Annotated in this window: 2 protein-coding genes; both read left to right on the top strand. The window is 64.8% G+C overall.

The window, feature by feature from the left end; genetic code table 11:
• The coding region (trbL, locus tag EOA27_RS36245; protein ID WP_127258701.1) for a P-type conjugative transfer protein TrbL at positions 1-1,091 on the top strand (1,091 nt) is incomplete at its 5' end.
• An 18-nt stretch (positions 1,092-1,109) separates the two neighbouring features.
• Positions 1,110-1,465 (top strand): VirB8/TrbF family protein (locus tag EOA27_RS36240; protein ID WP_245491319.1); only part of this gene is annotated, 356 nt, incomplete at its 3' end.

Below are 1,465 nucleotides of genomic sequence, written 5' to 3'. Positions count from 1 at the left end.
GCCAGTTGCTGACCACGCTACAGAGCCAGGTGGCGACGGCAGCGCAAGGCTGGGAAACCACCGTAATGCAGGCGGCGCGCTCGCTGTTCTGGATCCTTGCGGGTATCGAGATCGGCATCGCTGCCGTCTGGCTGGCGATCCAGGCCGCGTCGCTCGATACATGGTTTGCCGAGCTCGTCCGCAGGATCATGTTCGTCGGCTTTTTCGTCTTCGTGCTCGAGCAGGGACCGGACTTCGCCAAGGCGGTCGTCAACAGCCTGTTCGAGATCGGCGCCGGTGGCGGCACCGCCTCGCCGGCCAATATCTTCAATGCCGGCCTGCAGGTCGCCTCAGTGATGTCTGAGAAGGTGCAGTTCGGACTGTTCGAGGACAATGCTTTGGCAATCGCCGCCGTCTTCGCCATGGTGATCGTGGTGATCTCGTTCAGCCTGGTGGCGGCGATTTTCGTCGCGGTGATGGTCGAGATGTATGTCGGCCTGCTCGCCGGCATGATCATGCTCGGCCTCGGCGGCTCGTCCTTCACCAAGGATTTCGCGGTCCGCTATCTCGTCTACGCCTTCTCGGTCGGCATGAAACTGATGGCGCTGGTCATGATCGCAAGGATCGGCTCCGAAGTCCTGCTCGGTCTCGTGAATATGCCCGCTGGATCGGACCAGTTCGTGACGACCTTGGCGATCGGCGGCATCTCGGTCGTGGTCTTCATCATCTCGATGTATGTGCCGCCGATCGTCCAGGGCGTCGTGCAGGGCGTCTCGATCTCCGGCGGCATGGAGGCCATCCGGCACGGCGGCCAGACCGCGACCTTTGCCGCCGGCGGCGCCTTTCTCGGCGCGAGTGCGGCAGTATCCGGCGCCTCGGCCGCGCGGAGCGCCAGAGCCGGCGGCGCCTCGATGGCCGGAGCGGCGCTGCGCGGCATGGCGTCCGGCATCGGCAATGCAGGCTGGGCAGCCGGGTCGGCCGCGAAGGAGAAAGCGATCGCCGCACCCGGCGCCTATGCCGGATCACTGCTGGGTCTCGCCAATGCCAAGCTCGACCAGACGCGGCAGAAGACGCGGTCGCCAGCTCCAGCGCCACTGATCGAAGACAAGTAAGCGAAGACGCGTTTTAGCATGGCCGCCAGCACACCACCCGAAAACCCCTACATCGCCGCACGCCAGGAATGGAACGAGCGCTACGGCTCCTATGTGAATGCTGCGGCCTCGTGGCGTCTCGTCGGCATCACCGGCATGCTGATGGCCGTGGTCGGCTTCAGCTACGCGCTCTTTCAGAGCACGCAGGTGAAGCTCGTTCCCTACATCGTCGAGGTGGATCGCCTCGGCACGGCGGTGACGGCCGGTTTCCCGCAGCAGATCGAATATGCCGACCCCCGGGTGGTGCGGGCGACGCTCGGGAGCTTCGTCTCGACCTTCCGCAGCGTGACGCCGGATGCCGTGGTGCAGAAGCAATATATCGACCGCACCTACGC

This window comes from Mesorhizobium sp. M2A.F.Ca.ET.037.01.1.1 (assembly GCF_003998075.1).
In the GTDB taxonomy this organism is placed as follows: Bacteria; Pseudomonadota; Alphaproteobacteria; order Rhizobiales; family Rhizobiaceae; genus Mesorhizobium.
The sequence above is the reverse complement of the archived record's forward strand: the minus strand, read 5'-3'. Positions and strand labels throughout refer to the sequence as shown.